The 25,232-nt window shown below is 74.9% G+C and carries 20 protein-coding genes and 2 tRNA genes; 5 read left to right on the forward strand and 17 right to left on the reverse strand.

Translation table 11 applies throughout. The annotated features are described in order from the left end of the window. The 6 genes from WDZ17_RS07745 to WDZ17_RS07770 form a co-directional block, all read right to left on the reverse strand. Positions 1 to 1,188 (reverse strand): ABC transporter ATP-binding protein (locus tag WDZ17_RS07745; RefSeq protein WP_339574572.1); only part of this gene is annotated, 1,188 nt, incomplete at its 3' end. Further along, a complete protein-coding gene (locus tag WDZ17_RS07750) occupies positions 1,185 to 2,396 on the reverse strand; it encodes an ABC transporter ATP-binding protein (protein WP_339574573.1) in 1,212 nt (403 codons plus the stop codon). The genes WDZ17_RS07750 and WDZ17_RS07745, both read right to left, overlap by 4 nt. Further along, positions 2,396 to 3,247 carry a carbohydrate ABC transporter permease gene (locus tag WDZ17_RS07755; RefSeq protein ID WP_422631892.1) on the reverse strand — a complete coding sequence of 284 codons (852 nt, stop codon included), beginning with the start codon at positions 3,245 to 3,247 and terminating at the stop codon, positions 2,396 to 2,398. Before WDZ17_RS07755 ends, WDZ17_RS07750 begins: the two co-directional genes overlap by 1 nt. A gap of 16 nt (positions 3,248 to 3,263) precedes the next feature. After that, a complete protein-coding gene (locus WDZ17_RS07760; RefSeq protein WP_339574575.1) occupies positions 3,264 to 4,214 on the reverse strand; it encodes a carbohydrate ABC transporter permease in 951 nt (316 codons plus the stop codon). A 4-nt stretch (positions 4,215 to 4,218) separates the two neighbouring features. After that, complete coding sequence (locus tag WDZ17_RS07765; RefSeq protein ID WP_339574576.1) at positions 4,219 to 5,661, reverse strand: ABC transporter substrate-binding protein; 1,443 nt, start codon at positions 5,659 to 5,661, stop codon at positions 4,219 to 4,221. 192 nt (positions 5,662 to 5,853) lie between these two features. Then, a complete protein-coding gene (locus WDZ17_RS07770) occupies positions 5,854 to 6,933 on the reverse strand; it encodes an alcohol dehydrogenase catalytic domain-containing protein (protein WP_339574664.1) in 1,080 nt (359 codons plus the stop codon). Positions 6,934 to 7,232: 299 nt separating this feature from the next. On the opposite strand from WDZ17_RS07770, the gene WDZ17_RS07775 reads away from it, so the two are divergent. The 3 genes from WDZ17_RS07775 to WDZ17_RS07785 all read left to right on the forward strand — a co-directional run bounded on the left by WDZ17_RS07775 (position 7,233) and on the right by WDZ17_RS07785 (position 11,934). Further along, the gene (locus tag WDZ17_RS07775; protein WP_339574577.1) at positions 7,233 to 8,240 is read left to right on the forward strand and encodes a sugar-binding transcriptional regulator; all 1,008 of its coding nucleotides are present in this window, start codon (positions 7,233 to 7,235) and stop codon (positions 8,238 to 8,240) included. Positions 8,241 to 8,274: 34 nt separating this feature from the next. Further along, complete coding sequence (gene valS / locus WDZ17_RS07780; RefSeq protein ID WP_339574578.1) at positions 8,275 to 10,911, forward strand: valine--tRNA ligase; 2,637 nt, start codon at positions 8,275 to 8,277, stop codon at positions 10,909 to 10,911. 150 nt (positions 10,912 to 11,061) lie between these two features. Continuing rightward, on the forward strand, positions 11,062 to 11,934 hold the full coding sequence (locus tag WDZ17_RS07785) for an alpha/beta fold hydrolase (RefSeq protein WP_339574579.1): 873 nt from the start codon (positions 11,062 to 11,064) through the stop codon (positions 11,932 to 11,934). Positions 11,935 to 11,976: 42 nt separating this feature from the next. Here the strand turns inward: WDZ17_RS07785 and clpX are convergent, their stop codons facing one another. The 5 genes from clpX to WDZ17_RS07810 form a co-directional block, all read right to left on the reverse strand. Next, the gene (gene clpX / locus WDZ17_RS07790) at positions 11,977 to 13,263 is read right to left on the reverse strand and encodes an ATP-dependent Clp protease ATP-binding subunit ClpX (RefSeq protein ID WP_339574580.1); all 1,287 of its coding nucleotides are present in this window, start codon (positions 13,261 to 13,263) and stop codon (positions 11,977 to 11,979) included. A gap of 184 nt (positions 13,264 to 13,447) precedes the next feature. After that, on the reverse strand, positions 13,448 to 14,137 hold the full coding sequence (locus WDZ17_RS07795; RefSeq protein ID WP_339574581.1) for an ATP-dependent Clp protease proteolytic subunit: 690 nt from the start codon (positions 14,135 to 14,137) through the stop codon (positions 13,448 to 13,450). A 13-nt stretch (positions 14,138 to 14,150) separates the two neighbouring features. Beyond that, complete coding sequence (locus WDZ17_RS07800) at positions 14,151 to 14,789, reverse strand: ATP-dependent Clp protease proteolytic subunit (RefSeq protein WP_422631893.1); 639 nt, start codon at positions 14,787 to 14,789, stop codon at positions 14,151 to 14,153. A gap of 274 nt (positions 14,790 to 15,063) precedes the next feature. Continuing rightward, the gene (gene tig, locus WDZ17_RS07805; protein ID WP_339574582.1) at positions 15,064 to 16,455 is read right to left on the reverse strand and encodes a trigger factor; all 1,392 of its coding nucleotides are present in this window, start codon (positions 16,453 to 16,455) and stop codon (positions 15,064 to 15,066) included. 199 nt (positions 16,456 to 16,654) lie between these two features. Then, positions 16,655 to 16,728: transfer RNA gene (locus WDZ17_RS07810), tRNA-Pro, on the reverse strand. Between the two features lie 147 nt (positions 16,729 to 16,875). On the opposite strand from WDZ17_RS07810, the gene WDZ17_RS07815 reads away from it, so the two are divergent. Next, a tRNA-Gly gene (locus tag WDZ17_RS07815) sits at positions 16,876 to 16,946 on the forward strand. A gap of 63 nt (positions 16,947 to 17,009) precedes the next feature. On the opposite strand, the gene WDZ17_RS07820 is transcribed toward WDZ17_RS07815, so the two are convergent. The 5 genes from WDZ17_RS07820 to WDZ17_RS07840 all read right to left on the reverse strand — a co-directional run bounded on the left by WDZ17_RS07820 (position 17,010) and on the right by WDZ17_RS07840 (position 20,586). Next, positions 17,010 to 17,216 carry a hypothetical protein gene (locus tag WDZ17_RS07820; protein ID WP_339574583.1) on the reverse strand — a complete coding sequence of 69 codons (207 nt, stop codon included), beginning with the start codon at positions 17,214 to 17,216 and terminating at the stop codon, positions 17,010 to 17,012. Between the two features lie 137 nt (positions 17,217 to 17,353). Next, complete coding sequence (locus WDZ17_RS07825) at positions 17,354 to 17,662, reverse strand: hypothetical protein (protein ID WP_339574584.1); 309 nt, start codon at positions 17,660 to 17,662, stop codon at positions 17,354 to 17,356. Positions 17,663 to 17,754: 92 nt separating this feature from the next. Beyond that, positions 17,755 to 19,056: a PP2C family protein-serine/threonine phosphatase gene (locus tag WDZ17_RS07830; protein ID WP_339574585.1), complete on the reverse strand. Its 1,302-nt coding sequence runs from the start codon at positions 19,054 to 19,056 to the stop codon at positions 17,755 to 17,757. Positions 19,057 to 19,160: 104 nt separating this feature from the next. Further along, entirely contained in the window at positions 19,161 to 20,078 is a 918-nt protein-coding gene (locus tag WDZ17_RS07835; RefSeq protein ID WP_339574586.1) for an Fpg/Nei family DNA glycosylase, read from the reverse strand. A gap of 1 nt (position 20,079) precedes the next feature. After that, positions 20,080 to 20,586 (reverse strand): ribose-5-phosphate isomerase, encoded by a 507-nt coding sequence (locus tag WDZ17_RS07840; RefSeq protein ID WP_339574587.1) that lies wholly within the window; start codon positions 20,584 to 20,586, stop codon positions 20,080 to 20,082. Between the two features lie 61 nt (positions 20,587 to 20,647). Between WDZ17_RS07840 and WDZ17_RS07845 the strand changes: the two genes are divergently transcribed. Next, the gene (locus WDZ17_RS07845) at positions 20,648 to 21,406 is read left to right on the forward strand and encodes a DUF429 domain-containing protein (RefSeq protein ID WP_339574588.1); all 759 of its coding nucleotides are present in this window, start codon (positions 20,648 to 20,650) and stop codon (positions 21,404 to 21,406) included. Positions 21,407 to 21,435: 29 nt separating this feature from the next. Here the strand turns inward: WDZ17_RS07845 and WDZ17_RS07850 are convergent, their stop codons facing one another. Further along, complete coding sequence (locus WDZ17_RS07850) at positions 21,436 to 25,053, reverse strand: ATP-binding cassette domain-containing protein (protein WP_339574589.1); 3,618 nt, start codon at positions 25,051 to 25,053, stop codon at positions 21,436 to 21,438. Positions 25,054 to 25,232: the final 179 nt, after the last annotated feature.

A 25,232-nucleotide genomic window follows, 5' to 3' on the forward strand; every position in this document is an offset into this window, starting at 1 on the left:
CAGCCGTCGACCCGACGACGGGTCGAAGAGGTGCACCCGGTCGGCCCGGGCGGAGACGAGGACCCGCTCCCCTCGCCCGTACTGCTGGTCGGGGTCGGTCTGCACGACGACACCGCCGTCCACGCCCGGGACGTCGAGCGTGGCCAGCCCGAACTCGAGGAGGTGCTCGAAGACCCGTACCCGGGCCTCGACCCCGCCGGCGCCGGCCCCACGGCCCTCCCCCGCGCCCTCGCCGGGGCCCCGGTCGTCGACCCGCTCGAGGCGAGCGTCCTGCGGGCGCAGCCCCACCGTGACGCGGTCGCCGTCCGCCACGTCGGCGGCCACGGTCGGGAGCCGGCCCGTGCGCGAGGACCCCGCCTCGCCGAGCACCACCTCCGCGGCCGACCCGCTGCCGACGACCACGCCCTCCACGAGGTTGATCTTCGGCTCGCCGACGAAGTCGGCCACGAAGAGGTTGGCGGGGTCGTCGTAGACCTCGTCCGGCGTCCCGAGCTGCTGGATGACGCCGCCGTCCATGACCGCCATCCGGTCGGCGAGGCTGAGGGCCTCGAGCTGGTCATGCGTGACGACGATGGTGGTGTAGCCCGACTCCCGCTGGAGCAGCTTGAGCTCGCGCCGGACGCGCTGACGCTGGGCGGCGTCGAGGTGCGACAGCGGCTCGTCCAGCAGCAGCACCGGTGGGTTGCGCACCAGCGCCCGGGCGAGGGCCACGCGCTGCTTCTGCCCGCTGGACAGCCCGGCCGGACGCAGGTCGAGCAGGTCCGTCATCTCCAGCCGCTCGGCGATCGCCTCGACGCGGGCGACCGCGTCCTTCGCCTTGCGGGCCTTCAACCCGTACGCCAGGTTCTCGCGGACGTTCAGCGGAGGGTACAGCGCGTAGCTCTCGAAGCCGACGCCGACGTCCCGCTTGCCCGGGGGCAGGTCGGCGATCGAGCGGTCCCCGACGAGGATCTCGCCCGACGTGACCGTCTCGAGCCCGGCGACCATCCGCAGGGTCGTGGTCTTCCCGCAGCCCGAGGGCCCGAGGAGGGCGACCAGCTCGCCGGGGCGGATCTCCATGTCCAGGCCCTTGACCGCCTCGAAGGGCTCGCGCCCGCGCGCCGAGTACACCTTGCGGAGCGACCTCAGGGTGAGGCCCTTCGGCTCCGCCGCACCGGTGGCCCGCGGGCGGGTGTCGGTCTGGCTCATCGCTGCTCCTCCTTGCCGATGCCGGCGCCGGCCGGGACCGCACCGACCGCCGTCGTCCCCAGGGCGGGGGTGTCCTCGTCCGGGGCGCCGGCCGCGAAGACGTGGACCCGCCGCCGCGGGATGGCCAGGCGTACGGCGTCCCCCTCGGCGAGGGGCGCCTCCGACTCGTCCACGGCGATGAGGTGGTGCCCCCCGCCGAGGTCGACCTCGAGCTCCACGGCCCGACCCAGCCGCTCGGCCAGGCGGACCCTGCCCTCCACCTGGAGGACCTCGACGTCGGCGGACTCCTGCAGCACCAGCTGGCCGCGGTCGAGGCTCTCCCCGGCGACGTCCTCGCCGGGGACGAGGGTGAGGTCCCTCGGGCGCAGACCCAGCCGTGCCCGGTCGCCCGCCCGCAGGTCGAGCCCGCGCGGCACCGGGAGACGCACGCCGCCGCCCGCCGCCACAAGGTCGCCGTCGTCGACGACGGCCTCGAGGAGGTTGATCTCCGGCTGACCGAGCGCCTTGGCCACGAACGAGTCCACCGGGTGGTGCCACACCTCCTCGGGGGTCCCGACCTGGACCAGGCGCCCCTCGCGGAGCACCGCGATGCGATCGCCCAGCGCCAACGCCTCCTGGTAGTCGTGCGTGACGTACAGCGACGTCGTGTTGGACATGGACCCGAGCTGCTTGAGCTCGGCGCGCATCGCCGCGCGGAGCTTGGCGTCCAGGTGGGACAGCGGTTCGTCCAGCAGGTAGGCGTCCGCCGGACGCACGAGCACCCGGCCGAGGGCCACGCGCTGGCGCTGGCCGTTGGACAGCTCCCGGGGGAAACGCTCGAGCAGGTGGTTGATGCCCAGCGTCGTCGTCACCGCCTCGATCCGCGTCTGCTGCTCGCCGGCCGAGTAGGTGCCCGTCCGCCCCGAGCGCAGGGGCGACGCGAGGTTCTCCGAGACCGTGCGCTGCGGGTAGAGGGCGTAGCTCTCGAAGGCCATGGCCACCCTGCGGTGGTAGGGCTGGACGCCCGCCATGTCCCTCCCGCCGATGGACACGGAGCCGCCGTCGATCTCCACGAGCCCCGCCACCGCCTTCAGGGTGGTCGTCTTGCCCGCGCCGGACGGCCCGAGCACGACGAAGAACTCGCCGTCGGCGACGTCGAGGCTGAGGTCCACGACACCGCGCTTCTTCCCGTAGGCCTTGGTGACCCCCGTGACCGTGACGCCGGCCATCAGCTCTTCACCGCCCCGAAGGAGAGCCCGCGGACGAGGTAGCGCTGGATCGTGAGGGCCAGCACGAGGGGCGGCAGCGCCCCGATGAGGGCCGCCGCGGCGGTGAGGTTGTAGTACGCCTGCCCCCCGCCGCCGAGGTAGCGGGCGACGGCGACCGTGATCGTGCCGTTGGTCCCTCCGGTGAGGATCAGCGGGAAGATGTAGCTGTTCCAGGCGAAGATGAAGGCGAGCAGCGCGGCCGCGGCGATGCCGGGGCGCACCAGCGGCAGCGCCACCATCACGAAGGCCCGTCGCCGCGTGTAGCCGTCGAGCAGCGCGGCCTGCTCGAGGTCCTCGGGGAGGTCCTCGAAGTAGGAGCGCAGGATCCAGATCACCAGCGGCATCGTCACCAGCTGCAGGACCCAGATGAGGCCCAGCTTCGTGTCGAAGAGCCCGATCTGGTTGTAGATGACGAAGAGCGGCACGATGACCATGAGCTCGGGCGCGAAGCGGAAGGACAAGATCGTGAACATCAGGTCGTCCGACCCGCGGAACCGCCAGCGCCCGGCGGCGTACGCCGCGGGGATCCCGATGACGAGCGAGACGAGGACGGCTCCCCCGCAGGACAGCACGCTGGAGAGCAGCGCCGACAGGAAGTTGACGCTGGTCAGCCGCGTGCCCTCGTCCGAGAGCACGGTCGCGAAGTTCTCGAGCGTCGGGGAGAACGCGAAGTAGGTGCTGGTCTGCTGCGCGCTCGTCTTCAGCGACAGCAGCACCAGCCACAGCAGCGGGAAGAGCGAGAAGACGAACCAGAGCACCAGCAGCACGTCTGCGCCGACCGCCGTAGGGGTCAGCCGTCGCTGGCCCGGCATGAGCTCGCTGGCCACGTCAGTCCTCCGCTCCCGCAGCACGTCGCTGCGCCTTGCCGAGCACGCTCACGAGGTAGCGCGCGGTGATGAAGACCAGGGCCCAGAGCAAGAACATGTACGTCGCACCCAGGGAGTAGTTCGAGAAGACGATCGAGTTCTGGAAGGCCGCGATCTGCAGCGTGGTGGTGGTCGTGCCCGGGCCGCCCGCCGTGAGCACGTACACGTGGTCGAAGATCTTCAGGCAGTCCATGAAGCGGAAGATCACCGCGACGAGGATGTACGGCCACATCATGGGGAGCATCAGCCGCCGGAACATGTAGAACCACCCGGCGCCGTCCACGGCGGAGGCCTCGAACGGCTCCCGCGGCAGGGAGCGGACGCCCGCGAGCACGAGGATGGCCACGAAGGGGGTGAAGATCCAGACGTCGACGAGGATCACCGAGAACAGGGCCGTCGAGCTCCCCAGCCAGTCGAAGGACCCGAGCCCGAGCAGGTAGTTGAGGACGCCGAACTGCGAGTTGAACATCAGCCGCCACAGGACGCCGGCGATGGCCGGCGCGATCATCAGCGGGAGGATCAGCACCTTCTCGAAGATCGAGCCGATGCGGCTCGCCCGGTACAGCAGCAGGGCGATGCCGACCCCGAGGACGGTCTCCACCGCCGTCGTGACGACCGCGTAGATCGCGGTGGTCCGCACCGCGCCCCAGAAGGTGGCGCTGGTCAGCACCTGCTGGAAGTTCTGCAGGCCCACGACGCTGACGTTGCCCGTGTTGCGCGCCGCGTAGTCCAGGAGCGTGTACCAGGCGGACAGCACGAAGGGGTAGAGGATGAAGACGGTGACGAGCAGGGCGGGGACGGCGAGGAAGTAGGGCCACAGCCGCCGGCGCCAGGCGGGGACCGCCGGGAGGTCGCCCGGAGGACGTCCGGGCTGGTCCTGCCTCGTCGTCCGCTCGGTCGTCGTGGTCGCCACGGGGTCAGCCCCCCTGGTTCACGGCGGTCGTGCTGCGGTCCGCCAGCGCGTCCATCTCGCTCTGGGCGTCGGCCCCGTTGTAGATGTTCTGCAGCGAGGTGGCCCAGTCCTCCGTGGTCTGGAAGAAGGCCTGCTGCGGCGTGAACTGGATGGTGGTCGAGTCGATGACTTTCTCGAAGGTCTCCTGGTAGCCCGGGAAGGTGTCGAGCGTCTGCACGAACGAGTCGTTGAAGACGGACTGGCGCACCGGGTCGGCGAAGGCGCCCTGCTGCACGGCCTTGTTCATCGCCTCCTTGCCGGTGGCCCACTGCATGAACAGCCAGGCCGCGAGCTTCTTCTTCGACGCGGAGTTCATGCCCCACGACCACGTCCACAGGTTCGTGGCGTAGCTGCCGTCGGGGCCTGCGGGCCCGGGGTGCCAGGCGAGGTTGCCGGCCTCCGCGCTCGCGCCCGGCTGGTTCTGCGGGTACGTCGCCGAGTCCGCGTCGAAGACCATCGCCGCGCTCCCGTTCCCGAGGTCGCGGGTGCAGTCCGGGTACTCGTACGAGGTCCAGTTGGCCGGTCCCGCGTTCTTGGCCAGGTCCGCCCACTTCTGCGTGAAGGCGACAGCCTCCGGGCTGTTCATGGCCGCCGTCAGCTCGCCGCCCGACGAGGTGTAGTCCTTCGCCCCCTCGCGCGTGTACTGGGTCATGTACCCGGGATGGATGGTCGCCCAGGACTTCGACCCGCGGAAGGCGATGCCGTAGCGGCCGGAGCTGCGGTCGGTGAGGTCGGTGGCCAGCTGGACCAGCTCGTCGAAGGTCTCCGCCGGCTGCACGCCACGCTCGTCGAAGAGCCGCTTGTTGTAGGCGATGACGTTGGTCTCGAAGCCCCACGGCAGCGCCCACTGACCGCCGGTGCCGATCGGGCTCCCGGTCGTGAAGTCCCACTGCGTGGCCTTGCGCAGCCCCTCGTAGATGTCCTCGAAGTCGTAGTCGCCGTTGGTGGCGGACTCGTTCTGGATCCAGGGGCCGAGGTCCTCCATCCATCCGGGCGGGCCGTAGGTCCAGATGAAGTAGGCCCCCGTCATGAAGACGTCGTAGTTGCCGCCCTGGCCCTGCAGCTCGGTGTTCAGCCGGGTGAAGTAGTCCGCCTCGGGCACGAGCTCGGGCTTGACCTCGATGCCCGTGAGCTCGGTGAACTCCCCGAGCAGCGGCTGGAAGCTCTGCTGGTACGGGTGGGGCGTCTGGAGGACGTTGATCGTCGTCCCGGAGGCCTTCTTCCAGTCGAAGGCACCGCTCACCTCGTCGGCCGCGCTCCCGGCCGTCGTGCTCGAGGTGCCGGTCCCGGTGCCGACGCCGCAGGCGCCCAGCAACGGGACGCTGCCGATCCCGGCACCGGCGAGGCCGAGCGACTTGAGGATGCTGCGGCGGCTGTGGTCGCGGCCGTGGGAGGAGCTGGCGTTCATCAGCAGACCCTTCTGGGTACGGGTGGCACCGGGGTGGGCGGTGGGAGGAGCCCGGGGTGGGCGGTGGGAGGAGCCCGGGGTGGGCGGTGGGAGGCCCGGGGTGGGCGGTGGGGAGGGGCACGCGGCGCGCCGGCGCGCCGCGTGCTGAGGACGTCGGGGGAGGCGACGGGTGGGACGAGGAGCCCCGCAGGCTCAGGCCTGCGCGGGGCCGTCCGGCAGCAGGCTGACCTTGACCGAGCGCGAGGAGTCGGCGACGAGGTCGAGGCCCTGCTGGAACTTCGAGATCGGGAGCTGGTGCGAGCAGATCTCGTCCATGGGCAGCACCCCGGACTCGATCATCGAGATGGCCGCGGGCCAGGTGTACGGCCCGAGGTGGGCGCCGAGGACGTCGAGCTCCTTGTCGTCGCTGATGATCGACCAGTCGACGGCGACGGCCTCCTTGAAGACCGAGTACTCGACGTAGGTCCCGCACTTGCGCAGCAGGTTGAGGCCCTGCCCCACGGCGGAGGGGTGGCCCGTGCCCTCGATGTACACGTCGGCGCCGTAGCCGTCGGTCAGGCCGCGCACGACCTCGAGAGGGTCCTCCTCCGCGATGTTGACCACGACGTCGGCGCCGCACCGCTTCGCGAGGTCCAGCTTGGCCGGCACCGCGTCGAGCGCCACCACGTGCGCGGGCGACTTCGCCCGGGCCCCGGCGACCATCCCGAGCCCGATCGGCCCGCACCCGGCGACGACGACGACGTCCCCGAACTGGATGCCCGCCCGCTCCACGGCGTGCAGCGAGCACGCGAGCGGCTCGGCGAAGGCCGCGTGCTGGGGCGGGATGGACGGGTCCACCTTGTGGACCCGGGCGTTCGCGGGGAAGACCATGTACTCGGCCATCGCCCCGGGGGTCGCGCGCTTGAAGCCGAACATCACGTGCGGCGCGCACATGTTGTACTGCCCGCGGAGGCAGTACCGGCACGTGCCGCAGGGGACGATCTGCTCGGCGACGACGCGGTCGCCGACCTCGACGCCCCACCGGGCGGAGGCCTCCTCGTCGATCTCGGTCACCTCGCCGACGAACTCGTGACCGGGGACGACCTCCGTCTCGGCCCAGGCGGGCCTGTCGTCGTCGCCCCAGAACTTCGCGGCGCCGTGGTAGCACTTGAGGTCGCTCGCGCAGATGCCGACGGCCTGGACCCGGACGAGCGCCTCCCCGGGCCCCGCGGTCGGGACGGGCAGCTCCGTGAGCCGGTAGTCCTCGGGGCCGTGGCACACGACCGCCTGCATGGTCTTCTCGCTCACCGTGGGCTCCTCACCGCGTCGCTGCGTCGTCGCCGGCCCGCCGTGCGGACCCGTCGGCTCCGGGGCCGACGGGACGACGCTAGGACAGCGCAGCACGCTTGTCCAGCACACGTGTGCAGCGAAGCGTCTCCGCGCGGCCCCGCTAGTCTCGGCGACATCCTGCCGGGGCACGGCCGCACAGGCCGGGCGCTACGGCGGGGCCCGGCCGGGCTCCGCCCGCCGCGGAGCACCGGACCGACGGCAGCCTGCGGTGCTTCCCACGCCCGCGGCGGGAAGGTGGACCGATGAGCAGCGACGTCGACCCCGCGCCCGCACCGCTGTCCCCCCGCGACGACGGCGCCTCGAGCCGCTTCTCCCCCGACCTCATGTACGCCGCGGCGCAGATGTACTACCTGCAGGACGCGACACAGGCGCAGGTCTCCGCACGGCTCGGGACGAGCCGGGCGACGGTCAGCCGGCTGCTCTCCGAGGCGCGGCGCCAGGGCATCGTCCGCATCGAGGTCGTGCCGCCGGCCACGGCCGACGACGGCGACGTCGCAGCGCGCCTGGCCGCGGCGCTCGGCCTCCGGGGGGTCCACCTGGGCTCGGACAGCCGTGGCGAGCGGGGACCCGACCTCGGGGTGACGCTCGGCCCGGTGGTCGCCCGCGTCCTCGCGAGCACAGGCCTCCAGCCGGGCGACGTCCTGCTCGTCTCCTCCGGCCGCAGCACCTACGAGGTGTCGCAGGCCGAGCTCCCGCACCTGCCCGGCGTGCGGGTCGCGCCGACCGTGGGCGGGACCGACCAGGTCGACGCCTGGTACCAGACCAACGAGGCGACGCGCCGGGTGGCCGAGCGGCTCGGCGCCACGCCGCTCTTCCTCTTCGCCCCCGCCCTGCCGGGTCAGGGCCTCTACGAGGAGCTCCTCGACGACCCGGGCACCCGCCGCGTCCTCACCGCCTGGGACGAGGCCCGCGTCGCGATCGTGGGCGTCGGAGCCCCTCCGCGGACGCGGACATCCCTCGCCTCCTTCGTCGACCGCGGCGACCCCGTCCTCATGGGGGCGTCCGGGGACGTCTGCAACCGGTTCTTCGACGAGGAGGGGCGACCGGTCCCCTTCCGCGGGGCCGAACGCCTGGTGGCCACGACGTTGGAGCACCTGCGCCGGCTGGAGCGCTGCATCGCCGTGGCGGTGGGCTCGGAGAAGGTGCCGAGCCTGCTCGCGGCCGCCCGGGCAGGCCTTATCACGGACCTCGTCACGGACCCCCCCACCGCTCGCGCGCTCCTCGCCGCCGCGCACGCGTCGTCGGGCTGAGCCGGCGGACCTGCGCGTCTGGGAAGATCGGTCCATGCCCGACGCGCGCGCCCCGCAGGTCCCCGACAAGCCCTCCCTCGACGGACTCGAGGAGCGCTGGGCGTCCGTCTGGGAGGCTCAGGGGACCTACCGCTTCGCCCCGGACGGCCGGACGCCGGCCCGCGAGGACGTCTTCTCGATCGACACCCCGCCCCCGACGGCGTCGGGCTCGCTGCACGTCGGGCACGTCTTCTCCTACACGCACACCGACCTCGTCGCCCGCTTCCGGCGGATGCGGGGCGACCAGGTCTTCTACCCCATCGGATGGGACGACAACGGCCTGCCGACCGAGCGCCGGGTGCAGAACTACTTCGGGGTGCGCTGCGACCCCTCGCTCCCCCACGACCCCGACTTCGAGCCGCCCCAGCGGGGCGGCGAGGGCAGGAGCGTGCGGGCCGCCGACCAGGTGCCCGTCGACCGCCGCACCTTCACCCGGCTGTGCGGGGAGCTGACGGCCGAGGACGAGAAGGCCTTCGAGGCCCTCTTCCGTCGCCTCGGGCTCTCCGTGGACTGGACGCAGCAGTACACGACGATCGGGGACCGCGCCCGCGCCGTCTCCCAGCAGGCCTTCCTGGAGAGCCTCGAGCGCGGGGAGGCCTACCAGGCGCAGGCGCCGGGCCTGTGGGACGTCACCTTCCAGACCGCCGTGGCGCAGGCCGAGCTCGAGGCGCGCGACTACCCGGGCGCCTACCACCGGGTCGCCTTCTCGCGCACCGACTCCGGAGAGCCGCTGGTCGTCGAGACGACCCGCCCCGAGCTGGTCCCCGCCGTCGTGGCGCTCGTCGCCCACCCCGACGACGAGCGCTACCAGCCGCTGTTCGGCACCACCGTGCGCTCACCGCTGTTCGACGTCGAGGTGCCCGTCCTCGCCCACCCGGCCGCGGAGCCGGACAAGGGCGCCGGCATCGCCATGTGCTGCACCTTCGGCGACCTCACCGACGTGCAGTGGTGGCGCGACCTGCGGCTGCCCACCCGCCCGGTCGTGGGCCGCGACGGCCGCCTGCTGCGGGAGACGCCGTCGTGGCTCGCCACCGACGCCGGTCGCGCCGTCTACGCCGACCTCGCGGGGAAGACGGCGTTCTCGGCGCGCGAGGCGGTCGTGGCGGCACTGCGCCGCTCCGGCGACCTCGACGGCGAGCCCGTCCCGACCCAGCGCAAGGCCAACTTCTTCGAGAAGGGCGACAAGCCGCTCGAGATCGTCACGAGCCGGCAGTGGTACCTGCGCAACGGCGGCCGCGACGCCGACCTGCGGCAGGCGCTGCTGGACCGCGGTGCCGAGCTCGACTTCCACCCGTCGTTCATGCGGGTGCGCTACGAGAACTGGGTGGGCGGTCTGACCGGCGACTGGCTGATCAGCCGCCAGCGCTCCTACGGCGTCCCCCTCCCCGTCTGGTACCCGCTCGGCGAGGACGGCGAGCCCCGTCACGACGCGCCGATCACCCCCGACGTCGCCGACCTGCCCGTCGACCCGTCGTCCGACGCGCCGGCCGGCTACGAGGAGTCCCGGCGGGGCGCGCCGGGCGGGTTCGTCGGCGAGACCGACGTCATGGACACGTGGGCGACGTCGTCGCTGAGCCCGCAGATCGCCGGCGGCTGGGGCCACCACGGCGGCGACGCCGACCTCTGGGCGGGGGTGGCGCCCTACGACCTGCGCCCGCAGGGGCAGGACATCATCCGCACCTGGCTGTTCTCCACGGTCGTGCGTGCCCACCTGCAGGACGACGCGCTGCCGTGGCGGGACGCCGCCATCAGCGGCTGGATCCTGGACCCCGACCGCAAGAAGATGAGCAAGTCCAAGGGCAACGTCGTCACGCCCGTGGACCTGCTCGAGAAGCACGGCAGCGACGCCGTCCGGTACTGGGCGGCCTCGGCGCGGCTGGGCTCGGACGCCACCTTCGACGAGGCCCAGATGAAGGTCGGCCGTCGCCTCGCGATCAAGGTGCTCAACGCGAGCAGGTTCGTCCTCGGGTTCGGCGCGGCACCGGTCGACGACGTGGCCGAGCCGCTGGACCGGGCAATGCTCGCAGGGCTCGCGGACGTCGTCGAGGAGGCCACCGCCGCGCTCGAGGCGTACGACCACCAGCGCGCGCTCGCCGTCACGGAGACCTTCTTCTGGCGCTTCTGCGACGACTACCTCGAGCTCGTCAAGGACCGCGCCTACGCGGGCGGCGAGGCGGACGCCGGGGCGGGCGCCCGCTCGGCGCGGGCCGCGCTGTCGAGCGCGCTCGACGTGCTCCTGCGCCTGCTCGCGCCGTTCCTGCCGTTCGCCACGGAGGAGGTGTGGTCCTGGTCGCACGACCCCGCCGACGGGGGGGACGGCCGCTCGGTGCACCGCGCCACCTGGCCGGACGCCGCACCGCTGCGCGCCGTCGCGGGCGACGCGGACCCCCGCGTGCTCGCCGTCGTCGCGGGCGCCCTCGCCGGCGTCCGCAAGGCCAAGTCGCAGGCCAAGGTCTCGCAGCGCACCGAGGCCGTGCGGGCCCTGGTCACGGCCCCGTCGGCCGACCTGGCGCTCCTGCGGCCGGCGGCCGACGACCTGCGCGGTGCCGGACGCGTCGGCGACCTCGACCTCGCCGAGGGCGGCGACGAGCTCGTCGTCTCCGACGTGGAGCTCGCCACCGCCGACGCCTGAGCGTCGCCGGCTTCGGCGACGTCCGCGACGGCCCGCTCCAGCGGCACGACGGGGCCGTCGTCGCGCCGCCACGCCGTGCTCACCGCCCTGCTGCGACGCACGCGGACCGGGACCGCACGGGCGGCCCGGTGGACGGACGGAGGAGATGCGGTGCTCGAGGGGTTCACCGACGAGCGGGTCGAGGTCGCGGACGGCGTCGTCCTCCGGGTCCGGGTCGGTGGCGAGGGACCGCCCGTCGTGCTCCTGCACGGCCACCCGCGCACGCACGCCACCTGGTACCGGGTCGCGCCGCTGCTCGTGGCCGCCGGCTCCCGGGTGGTGTTGCCCGACCTGCGGGGCTACGGGGCGTCGACGGCGCCCGCGCCGCGGGCCGACCACGCCCAGGCGTCGAAGCGGGCGATGGCGGCGGACGTCGTGGCGCTCCTGCGCTCCCTCGGCCACGAGAGCTTCGCCGTCGTCGGGCACGACCGCGGCTCCTACGTCGCCCTGCGCTGCGCCCTCGACCACCCCGGGGCCGTGGCCCGCCTCACGGTGGTGGACGGCGTCCCGATCGGCGAGGCCCTGCGTCGCGCCGACGCGAGGTTCGCCGAGGCGTGGTGGCACTGGTTCTTCTACGCCCGCCCGGACCTGCCGGAGCGGGCGATCGACGCGGACGTCGACGCCTGGTACCGGCTCGACGGACGGGCCCGCGCGCAGATGGGCGAGGCCTTCGACGACGTCCGTGCGGCGCTGCACCGGCCGGAGGTCGTCCGGGCGATGCTCGAGGACTACCGCGCCGGCCTCGGGGTCGACCGTGCGCACGACGACGCCGACCGCAGCGCCGGCCGCACGGTGGCGTGCCCCGTCCAGGTGCTGTGGTCGGCGCGCGACGACCTGGTGGACCTGTACGGCGACGTCCTCGCGGTCTGGCGCCCCTGGGTGTCGGGCGCCCTCACGGGTGCCCCCGTCGAGAGCGGGCACCACGTGGCGGAGGAGGCCCCGGAGGAGCTCGCCCGGCTCCTGCTCGAGCACCTGCGGGGCTGAGGACCGCCCGCAGGCCGGGCGCCGGGCTCCTCGGGCTCGGGCTCAGGCGCTCTTCTCGCGCCGTTCGCGCTTGCGGGGCACCGCCGCGCCGCTGCGCGGGACGAGGGTCGGCAGCACGTTCTCGCGCACGACCTCGTGGGTGATGACGACGCGGGCGACGTCCTCGCGGGAGGGGATGTCGAACATCACCGGCATCAGCACCTCCTCCATGATGGCGCGCAGCCCACGGGCGCCCGTGCCGCGCAGGATCGCCTGCTCGGCGACCGCGCGGACGGCGTCCTCCGTGAACTCGAGCTCCACGCCGTCGATGTCGAACATCCGCTGGTACTGGCGGACCAGCGCGTTGCGCGGCTCGGTGAGGATCTTCACGAGGGCGTCGGCGTCGAGCTTGCTCACCGTCGTGATGACCGGCAGGCGCCCGATGAACTCGGGGATCAGCCCGAACTTGGTGAGGTCCTCGGGCATGACCTGCCCGAAGACGTCGACGTCCTCGTTCTTCGTGTGCAGCTGCGCGCCGAAGCCCACCCCGCCCCGGCCGACGCGCCCGGCGATGATCTCCTCGAGGCCCGCGAACGCGCCGCCGACGACGAACAGCACGTTGGACGTGTCGATCTGGATGAACTCCTGGTGCGGGTGCTTGCGGCCGCCCTGCGGCGGCACCGACGCCGTCGTGCCCTCGAGGATCTTCAGCAGCGCCTGCTGCACGCCCTCGCCGGAGACGTCGCGCGTGATCGACGGGTTCTCGCTCTTGCGGGCGATCTTGTCGACCTCGTCGATGTAGATGATCCCCTGCTCGGCCTTCTTGACGTCGTAGTCCGCCGCCTGGATGAGCTTCAGCAGGATGTTCTCGACGTCCTCGCCGACGTAGCCGGCCTCGGTGAGCGCGGTGGCGTCCGCGATCGCGAAGGGGACGTTCAGCATCCGCGCCAGCGTCTGGGCCAGGTACGTCTTGCCGGTGCCGGTGGGGCCGATGAGGAGGATGTTCGACTTCGCGAGCTCGACCGCGTCGTCGCGGGAGCTGCCGGCCGGGGGCGCGGCCTGCACGCGCTTGTAGTGGTTGTAGACCGCCACCGACAACGCCTTCTTGGCGCCGTCCTGGCCGACGATGAACTCCTCGAGGAAGTCGAAGATCTCCCGCGGCTTGGGCAGCTCGACCAGCCCGAGCTCGCTGGCCTCCGCGAGCTCCTCCTCGATGATCTCGTTGCAGAGGTCGATGCACTCGTCGCAGATGTAGACGCCGGGACCGGCGATGAGCTTCTTGACCTGCTTCTGGCTCTTCCCGCAGAAGGAGCACTTCAGCAGGTCGCCACCGTCCCCGATGCGCGCCACGGCCCTGCTCCCTCCAGCTCGCCCGCCGGCGTCCGCCGGGGGCTTGTCCATCACACACCACGCAGGTGCCCCTGTCAGGGCCGACGCACCGCGGTCGCGCCCGTGAGGCGTCCCCCACCGTGCCAGCCGGCGGCGGGACGCCGCCGCCCGGGTCCCTCGGGGGCACCCGGGCGGCGGAGCCGGCTCAGGCCGGGATCTGCACGTTCCCCTTGCGGCTGGGCAGGATCTGGTCCACGAGGCCGTAGTCCAGCGCCTGCGGCGCCGTGAGGATCTTGTCGCGTTCGATGTCGAGCCGGACCTGCTCGACGTCGCGCTTGCTGTGGAAGGCCGTCGTCTCCTCCAGCCAGGTCCGCATGCGCAGCGCCTCGGCCGCGTGGATCTCGATGTCCGAGGCCTGCGCGTAGTCACCGCTGGAGAGCGCGGGCTGGTGGATGAGGACCCGCGCGTTCGGCAGCGCCAGGCGCTTGCCCGGTGCCCCGGCCGCGAGGATCACGGCCGCCGCCGAGGCCGCCTGCCCGAGGCAGACGGTCTGGATGTCCGGCTTGACGTACTGCATCGTGTCGTAGATCGCCGTCAGCGCCGTGAAGGAGCCGCCCGGCGAGTTGATGTACATGACGATGTCCCGGTCCGGGTCCATGGACTCGAGCACGAGGATCTGCGCCATGACGTCGTCGGCGGACGCGTCGTCCACCTGCACCCCGAGGAAGATGACGCGGTCCTCGAAGAGCTTGTTGTAGGGGTCCTGCCGCTTGAAGCCGTAGGCCGTGCGCTCCTCGAACTGCGGGAGGATGTACCGGCTGCTCGGTCCCTGGGGGGCCAGGCCGCCGACGCGCTGGGCGTGGCCGCCCGGTGCCTGCGTCTGCTGCTCGCTCATGGGGTGGGCCTCCTCAGCTCGTGCCGCCGCCGCCGCGGACGTCCGCGGCGTGGGCCTCGACGTGGTCGATGAAGCCGTACTCGAGCGCCTCGGCGGCGGTGAACCAGCGGTCGCGGTCGTTGTCGAGGTTGATCTGCTCGACCGACTTGCCCGTCTGCTCCGCCGTCAGCTCGCTCAGCGTGCGCTTCATGTTGTTGATGAGCTCGGCCTGGATGCGGATGTCGCTCACCGTGCCGCCGAAGCCGCCGGAGGGCTGGTGCATCATGATCCGCGCGTGCGGCGTCGCGTAGCGCTTGCCCTTCGCCCCCGAGGAGAGCAGGAACTGCCCCATCGAGGCGGCGAGGCCCATGCCGTACGTCGCCACGTCGGGGTTGACGAACTGCATGGTGTCGTAGATCGCCATGCCGGCCGTCACCGAGCCGCCCGGCGAGTTGATGTAGAGGTGGATGTCCTTGTCCGGGTCCTCGGCCGCCAGCAGCAGCATCTGCGCGCAGATGGCGTTGGCGTTGTCGTCGCGGACGTCGGAGCCCAGCCAGATGATCCGCTCGCGCAGCAGCCGCTGGTAGATGTGCTCGTCGAGGCCGACGCTGCCGCTCGGCCCCCGTGCCGTGACGACGTCCGTGCCGCCGTCGGCCCGCCCTGGTGTCTGCACCACGCCTGTCGCTCCGTCCTCGCCGGGCACCGGTCGCTCGCGCGGCCGGCGCCTCGGTCGTGTCTTCCGGTGGTCTCGTCCGCCGGCCGCGACGCCGACGACGGTGTCGTCGGGGTGCTCGGCCTGCGGCGTCGGGGCGTCCCCTGAGGTCTGCCAGCGACCCTAACCCTCCGCCCCGGGCGGCCCTTCCGGTGCGCGCCGCGTGTTCGCCGTGGGCGCACCGGGCCCACCCGCACGCACGCCCGAGGGCTCCCACGACGGCGCCGGGAGAGGGTCAGTCGCGGGTCGTGCCGTCCGCGTCGGAGGCGTCGGTCGAGGCGGCCGGCGAGTCCTGCGCGGGGTCGTCCTGGACCACCTCGGAGGCCTCGTCGAGGTCGGTGCGCTCGGGGGCCTGCGACCCGTCGTCCTCCTCCTCGGAGAGGTCCACGCGGTGGCCGGAGGCGTCGGTGATCGTCGCGCCCTCCAGCACGACGGCGAGGCCCTTGCGGCGGGCGACCTCGGAGACCATGGCCTGGACCTGGCCGGCCTCCTGGACGGCCTGGGCGAAGGCGCTGGGCTCCATGCCCATCTGGGGGGCCGTCTGCACGAGGTACTCGACGAGCTCCTCCTGCGAGACCTGCACCTGCTCGGCCTCCACGACGGCGTCCAGCAGCAGCTGCGTGCGCAGCGCCTGGCGGGTCTGGTCGGTCACCTCGGCGCGGTGCTCGTCGTCCTCGAGCCGCCCCTCGCTCTCGAGGTGGCGGTGCACCTCGGCCTCGACGAGGCCCTCGGGCACCGGGACCTCGACCTGCTCGCGCAGGGCGTCCAGGACCTTGTCGCGCGCCTGAACGCCCTGCTCGAGGACCGCGGCCCGGCGGGCCTGCTCGCGCAGGTCCTCGCGGAGCTCCTCGGCGGTGTCGAACTCGGACGCCATCTGCGCGAAGTCGTCGTCGACCTCGGGGAGCTGGCGCTCCTTGACCGACTGCACCGTGACGGTGACCTGCGCCTCCTGGCCGGCGCGGTCCCCGCCCGCCAGCGCCGAGGCGTAGGTCGCCGACTCCCCGGCCTGCAGGCCGGTGACGGCCTCGTCGGTGCCGTCGAGCATCGTCCCGGAGCCGACCTCGTAGCTGATGCCCTCGGCGGTGTCGATCTCCTCGCCGTCGATCTCGGCACGGATGTCGACGGACAGGTGGTCGCCGTCGCGGACCGGGCGGTCGACCCCGGTCAGCGTGCCGAAGCGCGCGCGCAGCGCGTCCAGGCGCGTCGTCACGTCCTCCTCGGAGACCTCGACGTCGTCGACGGAGACCTCGATGGACGCGTACTCCGGCAGCGAGATCTCCGGACGGACGTCGACCTCGGCGGTGAACGCCAGCTGGGTGTCGGCGTCGACGGGGATCTCCGTCACCTCGACCTGCGGCTGGCCGAGCACGCGCAGCTCCTGCTCCTGGGCCGCCCGGCTGTACAGCTGCGGGATGGCGTCGTTGACGGCCTCCTGGAGCACCGCGCCGCGGCCGACACGCTGGTCGATGATGCGGGGCGGGACCTTGCCGCGGCGGAAGCCGGGGACGGTCACCTGCTGCCCGATCTCGCGGTAGGCCTTGTCGAGGCTCGGCTGCAGCTCGGCCAGGGGGACCTCGACGGTCAGCTTGACCCGGGTCGGCGTAAGGGTCTCGACGGCGCTCTTCACTGCGCGGGCTCCGATGCGTTGTGGGCGTGGGTGCGCCTCCGCCCCGCGAGGAGCGGGGTCACCCACCGGGTGGCGGGTGGGGCGCGGGCCAGCGGCCCACCGTAGCCGTCGGCGCGGGCACGGCCGAACCGGCGCCGGCCTGCTCGCGGCCGTGACCGGGCTGCGCCGGGCCCGTGCGCCCGGCGGCCGACGCACCACGTCGGGGTACCCGGATTCGAACCGGGGGCCTTCCGCTCCCAAAGCGGACGCGCTACCAAGCTGCGCCACACCCCGCGGACCGCCGCGCTCCGGCCGCCCGGACCGGAGCGTAGCCGCGGGGGCCCGTCGTCGGCCCCGCCTCGGCGCCGGGGTGCGCACCGGCCTCCGGGGTACCGGCTCCCGGGTGGGTACCCTCACCCCGTCGACGTCCTCGTCGGCGCTGCGGGTGTAGCTCAATGGTAGAGCCCCAGTCTTCCAAACTGGCTACGCGGGTTCGATTCCCGTCACCCGCTCCGCCTCGGCGGCCGGCTCCTCGCGTCGTCGGCCGCACCCGCGGGCGCACCCCCGCGCGAGGCTCAGGCGGCCAGGTCGTGGTCGTCCGGGTGCCCGGCCTCCTGGCTCCGCGCCCGCTCGAGCAGCACGGGCGCCCGGCCGTACGCCGTGCGCGGCGGCGCGACGACGTCGGCGGGCACGGCGCGTCCCAGCCGGGGGGCGAGCGCGGCCGCGAGCAGGACGAGCGTCCCGGTGACGACGAGCACGGCGGTGGCGACGGCGACGAGCATGTCGGCCTCCTCAGGAGCACCGCCGGCTGGTCCGGCGGCGTTCCCACGAGGGTGCTCCTGCGCACCTCCCCCGTCGTCGGCCGACGGTCGGGTCCCCGGCGGCCCGGGGGTCCACCCGCGGCACGACCCGCGGGCCCTCACGGTCGGACGAGGCGCCCGAGCGCCAGGCGCGCGGGCAGGGCGTAGGCCAGGACGACGACGGGGTGGCCGGTCAGGACGAGCGACGTCACCGCTCCCCCCGCCGCTCCTGCCCTGCCCGCCACGGCGTGCTCCAGGTGCAGGGCCACCCGCGGCAGGGCCGGGCGCGCCAGGCGCACCGTCCAGGACCAGGACCGCCCGTCGTGGTCCACGTGCCCGACCTGCGCGTGGACGCGGACCCCGAGCGGGCCGGACACCTCGCCACGGGCGCCGGGGACGAGGACCTCCGGCAGCGAGGTGGCGCGCACCTGCGGCGACCAGGTCGCCCACCGCGCGGTCCGCGCGTAGCGGTCCCAGGCCTCGTCCGCGCCCGCCCCGCCACGGGCCCGCAGCCGGAGCCTCAGGGCGCCGCCGTCCGCGAGGACGGGGAGACGTGGTCGGCACGGCCCCGCCGGCCGGCTGCGGGACCGACGGGGGCGGGGTCGGCGGGCCGCAGAGCGGGCGCCCGCCAGAGGACGACGACCGAGCGGTCGTCGTCCTCGGCGGCGACCGCGTCCACGAGGCGGCGCGCGCTGCCGACGAGCCCGGGGCCCGCCGTCAGCTCGCCCGCCGCGCCGGCGAGCAGGTCGATGCCCTCGGCGAGGTCGCGTCCGGGCGCCTCGACGACCCCGTCGGTGTAGAGCAGCAGGGCGTCGCCGGGCTCCAGCACCCCCTGCGCCGAGGGGAAGTCGACGTCGGGCAGCAGACCGAGCGCGGGACCGCCCTCCACCTCGGTGACCACCCACCGGCCCCCTCCGGCCGGACCGCCGCGGTGGCGCAGCAGCGGCGGGTGGCCGGCGCTGGCCGCCTCGAAGGCGCCGGTCCGCAGGTCGAGCGTCACGTGCAGCGCCGTCGCGAACCCCTCGGTCCAGCGCTGCTCGAGCAGGTAGTCGTTGGCCGCGGGCAGGAGCCGGTCGGAGGGCAGGGCCCCGACGAGCCCGCCGTACGCGCCGGCCAGGAGCAGCGCCCGCGTCCCCGCCGCCGTGCCCTTGCCGGAGACGTCGACGAGCAGGACGTCCAGGCGCTCCTCGCCCGAGCGCCGGGCGAGGACGAAGTCCCCCGCGAAGCCGTCGCCGTAGGCGGAGCGGATCGCGTGCTCGAGGTGCCAGGGCTCGGGCAACGAGGTCACCCGGCTCTGCGCGCGCAGGCGGTCCCGGAGCTCGACGAGCATCGACTCGCCCTGCGCCCCGTGGACACCCAGCCGCTCGCGGCTGCGGGCGATGAGGACGACGACCCCGGCCACCGCGGCCAGCACCCACAGGACGGTCGGGTTGATCGTCGTCGCGAGGGCCGTCGCCACCTCCGGGTCGACGCCGCGCGGCCGGTCGCCGTTGCGGCGCGGCACCACGTAGGCGAGGGCCGTCGCGACGAGGAAGAGCAGCATGGCGAGCTGCCGCAGCCGCAGGAAGTAGCCGCCGAGGACGACGACGACGGACAGCGCAGACGCGGGCGCCCACGAGGGCACGGCGAGGGCGAGGACGACCCAGAGGACGACGAGCGCGGTCGCCACGGACAGCCGGAAGGTCTGCGACGGCAGCAGGCGCAGCTGGAGGAACCAGACGAGCCGTCGGCGCCGCTCGTCCAGCCAGCCGGCGACGCCGCTGGGGACCCACGTCGGCGCGCCCGCGCGCCCGCCGGGAGCGGTGCGGCTGTCGGTGGGCACGTCGGGAGGGTATCGACCGCTCCCCCGCCTCCGCGGCTGGTCGAGGAGGCGGCTGGTCGGAGGGACCCCCGAGGCCGCGGCGCCCGCGCCGCCGCGGGGCGCCGCTACAGAGCGGCGCGCGCCCCGTCGCGGGCGCCCCCCTGGGCGGACGCCGCGTCGGCGGGTGCCTCGGCGAGGTCCACGGGCGCCGGCGCGACGTCGGGCAGGCCCGCCTGGCACACCGGGCACCAGAAGAGGTTGCGGCCGACCAGCTCGCGGGTCAGCACGGTCGCCCCGCACACCCGGCACGGCAGGCCGTCGCGGCGGTACACGTAGTGCGCGTCCTCGCGCCGGACCCGGCCGCGCCGCCGGCCCTCCGGACGGTCCGCGGGCAGCGTCGTGACGATCGCCCCCCGCCGGACGCCGTCGCGGAGCAGGACGACGAGGTCGTCCCAGAGCGCCCGCGCCCGCTCGGCGCCGACCTCGGTGCCGGGCGCGAAGGGGTCCAGGCGCACGCGGAAGAGCACCTCCGCCCGGTACACGTTCCCGACGCCGGCGACGACCTTCTGGTCCATCAGCTGGGCGGCGACGGAGGTCCGGCTGCGGGCCAGCCGGGCGGCGAAGGCGTCACCGTCACCATCGCGCCGCAGCGGGTCCGGTCCGAGGCGCGCCCGGGCCTCCTCCTTCTCGGCCGTCGTCACGACCTCGCAGGCGGTCGGTCCGCGCAGGTCCGCCCAGACGCCCTCGCCGTCGTCGCCGGGCCCCGTCACCCGCACCCGCAGGGCGCCGCGGGGCTCGGGCGGCTCGCCGGTGCCGAACGTCCACCTCCCGTAGAGGCCGAGGTGCACGCGCAGCCACCGCCCGCCGGCGAAGCCGAGGAACATCTGCTTGCCGTGCGCCTCCGTGCGCTGCAGCGCCGTGCCGTCGAGGAGGGCGGCCCCGTCGGCGAAGCGGCCCTGCGGGCTGGCGACGTGCAGCACCTGGCCGGCGAAGTCGCGCCGGAAGACGTCGGCCAGCCGGCGGACGGTGTGCCCCTCGGGCACCTCAGGCGCCGGTCCCGCTGCCGGAGCCGGCGGCGGGACGGGGGGTCGGCGCCGGCGCGCGCCCGTCCCGCTCGTAGGCGCCGACCTGCGCGATGCGGCGCACGTGCCGCTCCTGCTGCGAGAACGGCTCGGCGAGGAAGGCGTCGACGATGGCCGTGGCCTCCTCGACGGAGTGCTGGCGGGCGCCGACGGCCACGACGTTGGCGTCGTTGTGCTGGCGGGCCAGGCGGGCCGTCTCGAGGTTCCACGCCAGCGCCGCCCGCACGCCCACCACCTTGTTCGCCGAGATCTGCTCGCCGTTGCCGCTGCCGCCCACGACGACGCCGAGACTGCCCGGGTCGGCCACCACCGCCTCCCCCGCCGCGATGCAGAACGCCGGGTAGTCGTCCTCGGCGTCGAGGTGGTCCGGCCCGTGGTCGACGACCTCGTACCCCTCCGCCCGCAGGTGGTCCGCGAGGTCGTGCACGAACTCGTACCCGGCGTGGTCGGTGGCGACGTGGACGCGCATGGGCGCGATCACAGCACACGCGGGGCTCGCACCGGCGGGCGAGGCGCGCCAGTCTCCGTCCGTGACCGTGGTGATGGGCGTGGACGGGGCGCGCGGCGCCTGGGCGGCGTGCACGTGGGCGGGGCCGGGCGAGCCGCCCGTCCTGGCGGTCCTCGCGGACCCGGAGGCCGTGCTGGTGGCGGCGCGGGCCGCCGGGGCGGCGACGGTCGGCCTGGACCTGCCGCTGGGGCTCGCGGCCCGCGGTCACCGCGGGGCGGACGTCGCCGCCCGCGCGCACCTCGTCGCCGCGGCGCGCCGGAGCCCGGCGCAGGACGCGCGCGCCGCCGGGTCGCGCCTGTTCATGACCCCCGTCCGGGAGGTCGTCGAGGCGGGCGGCACCTACGCCGACGCCCGGGCGCTCGCCCGGCGGCTGGGCTCACCGACCCCGAGCGCGCAGGCCTTCGCCCTCCTGGGGCACGTGCGCCGCTGGGACGCCCACCTGCCGCGGTGGTCGGGGCCGGACGCCCCCGTCCTCGTCGAGGTCCACCCCGAGCTGTCCTTCACGCGGGCCGCGGGGCCCGTGCCGGCCCCCAAGCGCAGCGCCCGCGGCGCGTGCCAGCGCCTCGACGTCCTCGCCGGCCCGACCGGGCTGGCCTGCGGCCGACGGGCGCTGGACGACGCGCTGCTCGCCGCCCCGACGGACCTCGCGCTCGACGACGCCCTCGACGCCGCCGCGGCCGCCTGGACGGCCTGGCGGGTGGCGGCCGACGACCCCGACGTCCTGCGGCTGCCCGAGCACGAGGAGCGCGACGGCGACCGGCTCGTCCGCATCCTCGTGTGAGGGCGGCCCGGCCAGGTCACCCGGCCAGGTCACCCGGCCAGGTGGCCCCAGCGGCCCTCGAGCTCGGCCCAGGTGCCCGTGGCGGCGAGCCGGCCGCCCTCGAGCACGACGACGCGGTCCGCCCGCGCCAGCGCGGACCGCTTCGACGTCGAGCCGACGACCGTCGTGCCGCGGCTGCGCAGCGCCTCCCACAGCTCCACCTCGGTGCGCGCGTCCAGGGCCGAGGAGACGTCGTCCGCCACGAGCAGCTCGGCCTCCGTCGCGAGAGCGCGCGCGAGGGCGAGGCGCTGCACCTGACCGCCGGACAGGCGGACGCCGCGGTGGCCGACGAGGGCGGAGTGCCCGCCGGCGCGCTCGACGTCCGGTCCCATGCGGGCGTCGGCGAGCGCCCCGTCGGCGGCGCGTGCGTGGTCGAGCACGACGTTGTCGGCGAACGTCCCGGACAGGACCCGCGGCACCTGACCGACCCAGGCCACCTGGCCCGGGCGCAGGAAGACCTGCGGGTCGTCGACGTCGGAGCCGTTCCACAGCAGCCGGCCCTCGTGGTCGACGAGCCCCGCCAGGGCGCCGAGCAGGCTCGACTTGCCGGCACCGACCCGGCCCACGAGCAGCACGAGCTCGCCCGAGGCGAGCTCGAGGTCGACGCCGGCGACGCCGACCGTGCCGTCCTCGTGGACGGCGGACAGGCCCTCCAGCCTCAGCCGGCGCAGCGGCGTGCGGGGCACCTCGGGCGGCGCCGGCGCGGAGCCCGCGACGAGGTCGACGCCGGCGGGGAGGGTCACGAGGTCGCCGCGGCCGGCGAGGGCCGAGGCGGCCCGCAGCCAGCGGCGGGCGACGGGGATCTCCGTGATGGCCGCCCCGGCGACCGTGCCGAACCACGCCGAGCCCGTGACCGCCGTCGTCACGAGCACGGCGGTCGACAGGTCGAAGACGCCGACCAGGTAGAGGACCCACCCGGCGACGACGCCCACCTGCACGAGGACGACCGGGACGCCCTCCAGCAGCGCCTTGAGCCGGTTCTCGTGCACCGAGGCGCGGACCCGGACGTGGTCCACGCCGGCGAGGTGCCGGCGGACGGGGCCGACGGCGGCGGCGAGCTTGACGGTGCGCACGGCGTCCAGCGCCGAGACGAGCGACGAGCCGAAGACGGTGCGCTGGTCGCCCGCGACCCGGGCGGCGCGGCCGACGGCGGGCGCCCCCAGCGCCGACACCAGCGCCGAGCCGACGAGCACGCCCGCGACGACCGACCCGGCGAGAAGGCTCTCCTGCGCGGCCAGCGACGTGACGACGACGACGAGGACGCCGATCGTCACGTCCACCCACCGGTCCGCGTAGATCATCAGCCGGTCGCTGTCGAGGGCGCGGGCGGTCACCTCGCCCGGCGTGGTGCGGGCGAGGCGGCGCTGCTCGGTCTGCCCGCGCAGCACCGCCATCCGCAGGCGCAGCGAGACGGCCACCCACCACAGCGGGTAGACGCGGAAGGCGACCACGAGGCACAGGGGCGAGAGCAGGACGGCGAGCAGCAGCGGCGGCACGAGGGGCCAGGGCGGCCTCCCGGCCTCCAGCGCGGCCACGACGTCCCCCCAGAGCCACCCGGTGACCGCGCCGGCCGCCCCCAGCAGCGACAGCCCGAGGAAGCCCAGCGTCCCCGTCAGCCCCCAGCGCCGGTGCGTGAGCAGGACCCGCAGGACCGTGCGCGGCAGCGAGGTGCGCGGCTCCGGCCCGGACGGCCTCGGGCTCCGGCGGGGTGCCCGGTGGGCCGGCGCGTCCGCCGGCGCGCCCGGCCCTGCGCCCGGGCCCGCCCCCGCGCCCGGTCCCACCTCCGGTCCCGCTTCCGGTCCCGCCTCCGGTCCGGGCTCGCCGGAGGCGCGCAGCAGGTCCCGGAAGGGTCCCGGCTCCCGCGCCAGCACCGCGCGGGGGCCGTGCTGGACCAGCCGGCCGGCCTCCAGGACGGCCACCGCGTCGCAGCGCCGCGTCGTCGAGAGGCGGTGGGCGATGACGACGCCGGTGCGGCCGGAGAGCAGCCGCTCGGACGCGGCGGTGACGAGCGCCTCGGTCTGCGGGTCCATCCGCGCGGTCGCCTCGTCGAGGACGACGAGCGACACGTCGCGCACGAGCAGCCGCGCGAAGGCGACGAGCTGCTCCTCCCCGGCGGACAGGGTCGTCCCGCCGGTGCCGAGCCGCGTGGAGAGGCCGTCGGGCAGCGCGTCCACCCACGCCTGCAGGCCCAGGGCCCGGACGGCGCCCTCGACGGCGCCGTCCGGCACGTCGGCGAAGAGGGTGATGTTGTCGGCGAGGCTCGCGGCGAGCAGCTCGGTGCGCTGGGTGACGACCCCGACCGCGCGGCGCAGCTGCTCGACGTCCGCCCGCACCACGTCGACACCGCCCACGAGCACGCTCCCGGGCGCGGGCTCGACCGCGCGCGAGAGCGCCTTGGCCAGCGTCGACTTGCCCGAGCCGCTGCGCCCGACGAGCGCGCACGTCGTCCCGGCCTCGACGACCAGGTCGACGCCGTCGAGCGCGAAGCCCCCCTCGTAGCCGACCGACAGGCCGCGGAGCTCGACCCGGGCGGGGCCGGCCGGCAGCGGGGCGCCGCCCACCGGCTCCTGGTCCGTCGACAGCAGCTGGCGGATGCGAGCGAGGGCACCGAGCCCCTCCTGGATGTCCGGGAGGTTGTTGCTCACCTGCGCGAGCTGCGCGACGAAGCCGGACACCAGGACCCACAGCGCGAAGAGCCGGGCGAGGTCGAGGTCACCACCGCCCACGAGGGCGACACCGACGACGACGAGGGCCCCGAGCATCGCATGCAGGACGAGGCCCGCCCGCGCCGCGAGGCCGGCCGCCACCCGGCTCGTGGCCCGGACCCGGTCCAGCAGCTCCCGGCCGCGCCGCGCGTACTGGCGGAGGACGTGCGGCTGCCCGAGCGACGTCCGGACGTCGTCCCGCCCGGCGACGGACTCCTCCAGGTGCGAGGAGTGCTCGGACCAGGCGACCTCCTCGAGGACCTTCAGCCGGGCGACCTCCGGCGCGCGCCGGCGGACGGCGAGCCACGCGAGGGCGGCGACGAGCGGGAAGGCGACGAAGGCCGGCCACCACAGGAGCCCGGCCGCGACCCACGAGGCCACGCTGCGCAGCGCCGCGCGCCCGGTGCCCCACCCGACCGTCCGCAGCAGCGACGACAGCTGCCAGGCGTCGTCGTCGACGCGGTCGAAGAGCTCGCCGACCCCCTGCTCCTCGAGCGCGGCGACGGGCTGCCCGAGGACGCGGTCGACGAGGTCTCCCCGCAGGCGGCCCTCGGCGCGGCCGACGACCCCGGAGAACAGGGTGCGCCCCGCCGTGTCCAGCAGGCCGGCGCCCACGAGCACGGCGCCCAGGGCGACGACCAGGGCCGTGGTCGGGCCCTCGGCGGCCCGGCCGGCGAGCACGGCACCGACGGTCTCGGCCACGGCGGCGACGACCGCCGCCCCCAGCGCCAGCCACGAGCTGCGCCCGGCGAGGCGCCGGCCGTCGAGGGGCGCGGGCCCCACGGCCGCGGGCGGGTGCGCGGACGGGGCCGCGGCCCGGGGCAGCCGGTGCCGGTCGTGGGGCGCGGTGGTCGCGGGGCTCCGGTCGGACGCGGCGACCTCCTCGGCACCGGCGCTGCGCACGGCTGTCCCCTCCTCGCCCGCGGACGACCGGCGGCGGCGCCCCGCGGGCGCCCGTCCGGACCGGTCGCGCCACGCTAGCCCGGGGCACCGACGACGGCCGAGGAGTTTTCCCGGGGTCGACGGCCGGGCCCGCCCGGCGTCCGTGACGCAGCAGGGCCCCGGACCTGCCCGGTCCGGGG

The sequence above is a fragment of the Pseudokineococcus basanitobsidens genome (genome assembly GCF_037482545.1).
GTDB lineage: Bacteria > Actinomycetota > Actinomycetes > Actinomycetales > Quadrisphaeraceae > Pseudokineococcus > Pseudokineococcus basanitobsidens.

Coding starts and splice junctions, on each gene's coding strand:
- valS (WP_339574578.1), top strand. CDS start 8,275: ATGCCCGACGCGCGCGCCCCGCAGGTCCCCGACAAGCCCTCCCTCGAC.
- WDZ17_RS07795 (WP_339574581.1), bottom strand. CDS start 14,137: ATGAGCGAGCAGCAGACGCAGGCACCGGGCGGCCACGCCCAGCGCGTC.
- WDZ17_RS07820 (WP_339574583.1), bottom strand. CDS start 17,216: ATGCTCGTCGCCGTCGCCACCGCCGTGCTCGTCGTCACCGGGACGCTC.
- WDZ17_RS07755 (WP_422631892.1), bottom strand. CDS start 3,247: ATGCCGGGCCAGCGACGGCTGACCCCTACGGCGGTCGGCGCAGACGTG.
- WDZ17_RS07765 (WP_339574576.1), bottom strand. CDS start 5,661: ATGAACGCCAGCTCCTCCCACGGCCGCGACCACAGCCGCCGCAGCATC.
- WDZ17_RS07775 (WP_339574577.1), top strand. CDS start 7,233: ATGAGCAGCGACGTCGACCCCGCGCCCGCACCGCTGTCCCCCCGCGAC.
- WDZ17_RS07770 (WP_339574664.1), bottom strand. CDS start 6,933: ATGCAGGCGGTCGTGTGCCACGGCCCCGAGGACTACCGGCTCACGGAG.
- WDZ17_RS07840 (WP_339574587.1), bottom strand. CDS start 20,586: ATGCGCGTCCACGTCGCCACCGACCACGCCGGGTACGAGTTCGTGCAC.
- WDZ17_RS07750 (WP_339574573.1), bottom strand. CDS start 2,396: ATGGCCGGCGTCACGGTCACGGGGGTCACCAAGGCCTACGGGAAGAAG.